We start from the raw sequence: 7,486 nt of genomic DNA on the forward strand, positions 1-7,486 counted from the left end.
TGGCTTCACTTTTAAAGGTGTTAAGCAGAAACGCCATCCACTGCCACAATAATGGTAACATTGCTAGTATCTATTAAATATACTAAAATATAAAAGATATTGCGCAATTTAAAATATGAAAGGAAAATTTTTGATGGCATCAAAACAACTTGCTGAAGCAGTAAACAAGCGGCGGACATTCGCTATTATTTCCCACCCAGATGCGGGTAAGACGACAATTACCGAACAGCTCCTTCTTTTCGGGGGTGTCGTTCGGGAAGCCGGGACCGTCAAGGCACGGAAGACCGGTAACTTTGCCAAGTCTGATTGGATGGAAATTGAAAAGAAGCGGGGAATTTCCGTTACTTCTTCCGTTATGCAGTTTGATTTTCAGGGTAAACGAATTAACATTCTAGATACTCCTGGACACGAAGACTTTTCCGAAGATACTTACCGAACCTTGATGGCCGTTGACTCAGCCGTCATGGTAATTGACAGTGCCAAGGGGATTGAACCCCAAACCAAGAAACTCTTCCAGATTTGTAAGATGCGGGGAATTCCGATTTTTACTTTTATGAACAAGTTTGATCGGGATGCCCGGGATCCATTGGACCTGTTGAATGAAGTTGAAGACGTGTTAGGAATCGAAACCTACCCAATGAACTGGCCAATTGGTTCTGGTCATCAATTCAAGGGAATCTATGACCGCTTTAACCATCGGGTTGCTCTAACACACCCAGCCGATCCAGAGAATCCCTACCTTCCATTGGATGAAGACGGTAAAGTCAAAGGGGACAACCCGTTAGCTGGGGATGGTGAATGGCAGGATGCCCTGGATGGAATGGAGCTTGTGGAAGTTGCCGGAAACCAGCTTGACCGGGAGAAAATTGCCAAGGGGGACCAAACACCAGTATTCTTTGGTTCTGCTTTAACAAACTTTGGTGTCCGGACCTTTCTTGAAAACTACCTGCAATTTGCTCCTGCACCGGGGGAACACAAGACGGAAAACGGTGAAATTGTAAAGCCGCTTGACCCCGAATTTTCTGGCTTTGTATTTAAAATTCAGGCGAATATGAACCCACGTCACCGGGACCGGATTGCCTTTGTGCGAATCTGCTCTGGTGAATTTGACCGGGGGATGGACGTCACCCTGGAGCGGACTAAGAAGCCGTTGCGACTTTCAAACGTTACTGAGTTTATGGCTGATACCCGGGAAAATGTGGAAAAGGCTTGTGCTGGTGACATTATCGGTTTGTATGATACTGGTAACTTCCAGATTGGTGACTCAATTTACACCGGTAAGAAGGACATTAAGTTTGAAAAGCTACCACAGTTTACGCCAGAACTGTTTATGCGGGTTTCGGCTAAGAATGTGATGAAGCAAAAATCCTTCCACAAGGGGATTAACCAACTGGTTCAAGAAGGGGCAGTGCAGCTTTACCGGTCCTACACGACGAATGACTATATTTTGGGTGCCGTTGGTCAACTGCAGTTTGAAGTTTTCAAATTCCGGATGAAGAATGAATACAACTCTGATGTTGTGATGGAACCAATGGGCCACAAGACCGCTCGTTGGATTGACCCAGAACAGCTGGACGAAAAAATGTCTTCGTCGCGGAATATTCTGGTTAAGGACATTCATGACCAGCCACTATTCTTGTTTGAAAACCAATTTGCTGAGAACTGGTTCAAACAGAAGTATCCGGATGTTAAGTTGACGACTAAACTGTAAGTGATGTGATAGTGGTTGCTAAGCAGCTTGTTTTAGCTAAATGCTATATGCTAGAATGTTCCTGTTTTTTAGCTACCTTTACACCTAACAATATTTATTGAGCGTAATACGCAACTAAGAATTAGTAAACTCAATCAATTCTTCTGAGAAAGGAGGTAGCAAATTGAAAAAAGACAATTTTTGGACGAAAATTTGGGATTATCCCATTAATGGTCGTCAAGTATATCTCATTGCCTTTTTATTTTACTTTTTGCCTACGCTTTTGAGCGAAACGACTTTTATACCGATAATTAGCAGTCATTGGTTAAGAATATTTACTTATATTTCGTTGCCATTACTGTTATTTAAGATTTTTGTGTTGGATCAGTGGAGAAAGAAAGAACTTTTGGTAATTTCAATTTTCCTAATTTTTGGTTTAATAGTTTGGCGAACAGCTCGTTATTCTGACCTATTGATAATTTTTCCTTTTATTATTGGAGCCAAAAACGTTAATTTTAGGGATATTATCCGGTGGTATTTTTACGTAACCGTCTTTTTCATAATGACAGTTATGATTTTTTCTTTAGTTAAAATAATCCCTAATCTTGTGTATTATTCTAAAATGAGGCCAACGAGATATTCCCTCGGTATGCTCTATCCATCGGTTCTTGCGGCGCACTATTTGTTCCTAGCGCTTGCATATTGCTACTTAAAGTTTGGTAGGCTAAATATAGTTGATTATCTGCTAATCACTATAGGAGATTTTATCTGCATGTGGCTTACCAATACTAGATTAGACTTTTTGGCAACTCTGATTATAATACCTGTGATGGTTATTGCTCAGCGGGCTTATCAGGGGAAGAGATTGTCAAACATAATTGCTTCTTTTTGGTGGATGGCTACCCCAATTTCAGCAACGATTATAATTTTCCTTTCGTATTTTTATAACTCTTCTAATCATTTCCTTTACAAAGTGAATACTTTACTTTCAAGTCGACTAGAATTAGGCCGACAGGCTTTTAAAAGGTATGATCTAAATCTTTTAGGAAGATCAATTGTTGAGCATTCATTTGCTGGTGTAAAAGGACAGAAACTAGAAAAATTAGCTAGTGGCGGTATGCAAAATAATTATTTTTACATCGATTCTTCCTATATCCGGCTAATTTTATTATGGGGGTTATTGGCCTTTGTTATCGTAATTATTTGTTTAACCTTTATTGCAATAAGGTCCACAGTACGAAAAACATTTATCCTCTCAGCGATAATTTTAGTTTCATCATTAAGCTTTATGTTTGAACCGCATATCGTTCAAATAATTTATAATCCATTCCTACTAGCTTTGCTATCTAATAGTTATTTCAGTAGTCTTAATAAGGAGAATAAAAATGCAAGATAATAAGATCAGTTTAAAAAATATTTCAAAAATTGTTTGGCATAATATTGTAGTCATTGTTATTGCAACGCTACTATTTGGACTTTTAGGTGGCTTGTATGCAAAGCATAAGCAGCATACTGACTATATATCTACTCGAAACTTAATGACTAGTCGTTCTTACCGGGGAAATGCTGCCAATGAGGAAGTTCAAGCTGACATTAATTTGGGCAGTACATATTCCAAAATTGTTAAAAGTGATAATGTTGCACGGGCTGCTCACAGAAGCCTGCCAAAAGATATTAGAAAAGAATACAGTACAAAGCAGCTCGGTACGATAGTGAAAGCACATCCGGTGACACAAACTACAATGGTAGAAGTTAGTGTGAAAGCAGGTACTGCAAAGGCATCATCAAAGATCGTTAACGCTATAACTGATGCCGCAGCTAAACAAATTCCAAGAAGAGTCCCATCAAGTGGAAAGATTTCTCTTTTTGCAAAGGCAACTGCTGATGATGCGCAAAGTGTCACTACTCCTTCGATTAAGAAATTTACATTGATTGGTGCGGCAGTAGGTTTCTTATTAGGGATGGTATTAGCATTCTCGGTAACTACTTGGACTAAGTTAATCTAAATATGCTTTAAATGATTTGAAATACTCTTTCTATATGAGTAGTTAACTAACTGATCTAAGGTAGTTCAGTTAATTCTAATGGTTTTATTGACTGATGTTTATATTCTTGGGGTGAGTTATAATTTGAAGCTTTGAAGCTTTTAAGCTTTAAATGAATTATTATAACTATCTTATTGTTATAGAGAAATTAATGTGGAAGCAGGTGATATGCTGAGCTATTCAAAAATGCTGAGAAATTATCACTATGAAATGTCTTGTTTCAAAAAGTAAGTTCACAATTAATCGTCTTTTCTGTCCTAATTTTTCAAAGACTAGGTCAAATAAAAGCAAATATTTAAAGTTGATAGCAATGTTAAAAGGAGAAGAATAAAATTGAAAAGGAAAGTGACAACTGTTGTAGTTCTAACAATAAGCTTTCTAATACTATCGATAACTTATGTCTGGAGTTTTGCAAGATTACATATGATCCTAGGGGCGGGGGATTTTATGTTTCATGCTAATCGAATGGAAGAACTCTACCGAAATATTCAACAGGGAAGCTTCATTCCAAGAATAAGTACAGCAACGTTTAATCAAGTAGGAAGTGGAATAAACTTTTTTTACCCATGGTTATTACTGTATCCGTGGGTATTGTTACGTTTAGTTACAAACAATCCAATTAGTGCTTTTTATTTATATATCATCCTTGAAACTTTTGTAACTTTTAGTATTTCATATTATGGAATGCACAAGTATTCCGGTTCAAAAAGACGAGCGCTTATTTTCTCATTGCTATACACGTTTGCTAATTACCGCCTTTTCCTGGTTTTTCATCAGAATGTACTAGCAGAGTCAATTGCATATACTTTCTTACCATTAGTATTGCTGGGTTTTTATGAAGTATTCTTTAGGGATAAAAAGAAATGGCCATTACTAGCGATTGGAATGTCGTTGTTACTGTATTCACATATGTTAACGACTGCTTTAACAGCTTTTTTTCTATTAATTACATTATTAATTTTTTGGCGAAATGTAGTAGAAAAAGGAGCCAGAATGTTATCAGCTATTAAAGCGGTTGGACTAAGTATTTTATTAACGGCATTTTATCTATTTCCATTTATTGAACAAACGTTAGGTAACCATTTACGTGCATCATGGACGGGATTTAATTTCATTCAACAACCAATGCAAGTAATTGAATCCTCAATTAATAATGAGCCTGATCACACTGTAGGCTTTTTGCTAATTCTGACGGTCCTTCTGGGCTTTACTTATTTAAGAAATGCACCAGTATTAGAAAAATATTCTTATTTTGCAGGATTAATATTAGTGGTATTAACAACTAGTCTGTTTCCATGGGGTGGCTTTTTAAATACGCCATTAGCCAATTTACAATTTCCATTTCGTCTTAATGGCTTGGCAACTGTAATGCTTTGTATTTATCTTTCGTTTATTATCAATAATATGATTATCAAGCTAAAAGTTAAGTATCAGGTGACGACTATTGTTTCATTACTTGCGGTGATAGCAATTACTTTTGGATTAATGCTTACAACTAGTCATCAGATAATTAATCAACGATTAAGTGCAAACGTTCCAATGCTGAACAAACGCCCTACTCCAGAAAATTATTATCCAGCAAAGAATGGTGCTTATTACAATTTGACATCTGAAAATTGGCATAATATGTTCTATTACTATGGGCATAACGGGGCATTTGATTACTTCCCAGTAGCTGTTAAAGGTAAAATTAACGATGCGGTGGTTAACCATCAAGCTATTGTAGATGGGAAAAAAGTCTATTTTGCCAATCGGTTAACTAGTAAGCCCAATCAGTTAGAGTATAATTTGACCGGTATCAAAGCAGGTGCCAATGTTAAATTGCCAGTGCTTTATTATAAAAATGATTTTGTAAAGATTGGTAATGAACATTTTGAAAAACCGACAGTGACTAAAGTAGATACAATTCAAGTTCGTGTTCCCAAACATGATAAACAAATTATTATTAAGTATCGTAACTCAGTGCTTGATAATAGTACTTTGGTTGTCTCATTAGTATCTTGGCTAGGGGTGTTGATCATATATATTGGTAATATAACTAGAAAGAAGAAAATTCATGAAACAGTATTTAAAACTAATTAGGCCTTTCCATTGGGTGAAGAACTTATTAATTTTTGTTCCGTTATTTTTTGGCGGTCAACTTTTTGATAGAAATAAGCTTTTCTTGTTAGTATTGGGTTTTATTACTTTCAGCTTTATAGCTTCGTCTGTTTACATTATTAATGATATTCAAGATGCTGATAAAGATCGAAGACATCCTAAAAAACGTTTTCGTCCGATTGCAAGTGGTAAAATAAGCAAACAACACGCTGCTACATTCCTTGTCGGGCTACTGTTGGTTAGTTTCTTAATGATGGCTTATTTAACTAGGATTAACCATAATCCATGGACCTCATTTGGATTCCCTATTTTTTATTTGATAATGAATATTGCGTACAGCAATGGCTTGAAGAATATTCCTTTGGTAGATGTGGTGATTATTGCAGTTGGTTTTGTTATCCGTCTTTTGTATGGGGGAGGTTTAGTAAACATTACTATTTCGGATTCTCTGCTTTTGACGGTAATATCGGCATCAATGTTCCTAGGCTTTGGAAAGCGTCGTAATGAGTTAAAAAAGGGAACTAGTACTCGTAAAGTTTTAAAAGCTTACAGTATGGAATTTCTTGATAAAATTATGTATGTTTTTATTGGCTTGACTCTGATGTTTTATTCATTATGGTCAATTAATGGTAGTGCTTGGTTGGTTTATACATCACCACTCGCGATGATTATTGTTGCTGATTATTGCTTAATTATTGAGAGTGGTAGTTCAGATGGGGATCCGGCAGAGGTACTAAAACATTCTAAATCATTAATGGCCTTGCTATTGCTGTTTTTACTAGTGTTGTTGCTCTGCCTTTATGTTGATTGAAGCGGTGAGAGGGATGTCTGGCATTTCGAATACGTGGAGAATGTGAAACTATTTATAGCTCTGTCTTCGCATCCTTGTATCTTAGAGGTAGCATAAGTAAATTCCCAATATTAGCCAATACTGGATACTGAAAAATTTATGCATTTGTAAATAGTCATTAATATGTATATAAGAATTCTATTGTAATTGAGGAGAGCTTTATGGCTAAGAAAATCGAGTTTCATGACGGAACAGACAAGTTTGAAGAGGGAACAATCACAGACACCATTGTTTTAATCAGCAGCGATTGGAATGATTATGGATTTAAGATGTTATTTGATGTTTTGTATTTTGATAGTGAGGGTAACTATATTAATTTAGGTGGGACAAGAATATATCCTTCAAGATTTGATGATTTGAGAAAATTAACTAATTTTGTAAAGAATAGTAAATCAAAACAATACTGTACAGTAGGGGAAGATATACGCTTTTATTATAAAGTTTACAATACACTTGGTGATGAAGAAGCTCTTAATTTTCTTGAAGAAATTAACGATGTAACTGTATTTGGAATAGGAAAACTAAAAGAAATAGATACAAGTATTTTTAATAATTATAATAAAGAAGATATCCCCAGTATAATATCCAGTGAATATATGAAGATTAGTAAGTTGGAGGATTTTAAGAAAAGAACTTTATTTAGATTAAATTCTGAATTGTATGACCTTCTTTATCTTAGAGACAAAGTGCTCCAAGAAAATGAAACAAAAAATATTATTAATTTTGGCAGATTGCAAGAAATAACTTGAACGAATTTAATGACGTAGATTAAGCAGGAAGATCTCGATTGGTGTATGCCAA

General features: G+C 35.7%; 6 protein-coding genes. All 6 read left to right on the top strand.

The window, feature by feature from the left end; genetic code table 11:
* The first annotated feature begins 133 nt into the window (after positions 1–133).
* The 6 genes from QOS01_RS07915 (at position 134) to QOS01_RS07940 (ending at position 7,434) form a co-directional block, all read left to right on the top strand.
* Positions 134–1,711 (top strand): peptide chain release factor 3, encoded by a 1,578-nt coding sequence (locus QOS01_RS07915; RefSeq protein WP_283621865.1) that lies wholly within the window; start codon positions 134–136, stop codon positions 1,709–1,711.
* Between the two features lie 163 nt (positions 1,712–1,874).
* On the top strand, positions 1,875–3,086 hold the full coding sequence (locus QOS01_RS07920) for a polymerase (protein ID WP_283621866.1): 1,212 nt from the start codon (positions 1,875–1,877) through the stop codon (positions 3,084–3,086).
* Positions 3,076–3,696: a Wzz/FepE/Etk N-terminal domain-containing protein gene (locus QOS01_RS07925; RefSeq protein ID WP_283621867.1), complete on the top strand. Its 621-nt coding sequence runs from the start codon at positions 3,076–3,078 to the stop codon at positions 3,694–3,696. Before QOS01_RS07920 ends, QOS01_RS07925 begins: the two co-directional genes overlap by 11 nt.
* Before the next feature lie 486 nt (positions 3,697–4,182).
* Complete coding sequence (locus tag QOS01_RS07930) at positions 4,183–5,817, top strand: 6-pyruvoyl-tetrahydropterin synthase-related protein (RefSeq protein ID WP_283621868.1); 1,635 nt, start codon at positions 4,183–4,185, stop codon at positions 5,815–5,817.
* A complete protein-coding gene (locus QOS01_RS07935; RefSeq protein WP_283621869.1) occupies positions 5,792–6,646 on the top strand; it encodes a UbiA prenyltransferase family protein in 855 nt (284 codons plus the stop codon). Before QOS01_RS07930 ends, QOS01_RS07935 begins: the two co-directional genes overlap by 26 nt.
* 200 nt (positions 6,647–6,846) lie before the next feature.
* Positions 6,847–7,434 carry a hypothetical protein gene (locus QOS01_RS07940; protein WP_283621870.1) on the top strand — a complete coding sequence of 196 codons (588 nt, stop codon included), beginning with the start codon at positions 6,847–6,849 and terminating at the stop codon, positions 7,432–7,434.
* Positions 7,435–7,486 lie beyond the last annotated feature (52 nt).

It is taken from the genome of Limosilactobacillus avium, from assembly GCF_947381485.1.
Lineage (GTDB): Bacteria > Bacillota > Bacilli > Lactobacillales > Lactobacillaceae > Limosilactobacillus > Limosilactobacillus avium.

What these genes read in the sequence shown, in the direction of transcription:
- QOS01_RS07915 (WP_283621865.1), top strand. Translation starts at nt 134, where the DNA reads ATGGCATCAAAACAACTTGCTGAAGCAGTAAACAAGCGGCGGACATTC.
- QOS01_RS07925 (WP_283621867.1), top strand. Translation starts at nt 3,076, where the DNA reads ATGCAAGATAATAAGATCAGTTTAAAAAATATTTCAAAAATTGTTTGG.
- QOS01_RS07930 (WP_283621868.1), top strand. Translation starts at nt 4,183, where the DNA reads ATGTTTCATGCTAATCGAATGGAAGAACTCTACCGAAATATTCAACAG.
- QOS01_RS07935 (WP_283621869.1), top strand. Translation starts at nt 5,792, where the DNA reads ATGAAACAGTATTTAAAACTAATTAGGCCTTTCCATTGGGTGAAGAAC.
- QOS01_RS07940 (WP_283621870.1), top strand. Translation starts at nt 6,847, where the DNA reads ATGGCTAAGAAAATCGAGTTTCATGACGGAACAGACAAGTTTGAAGAG.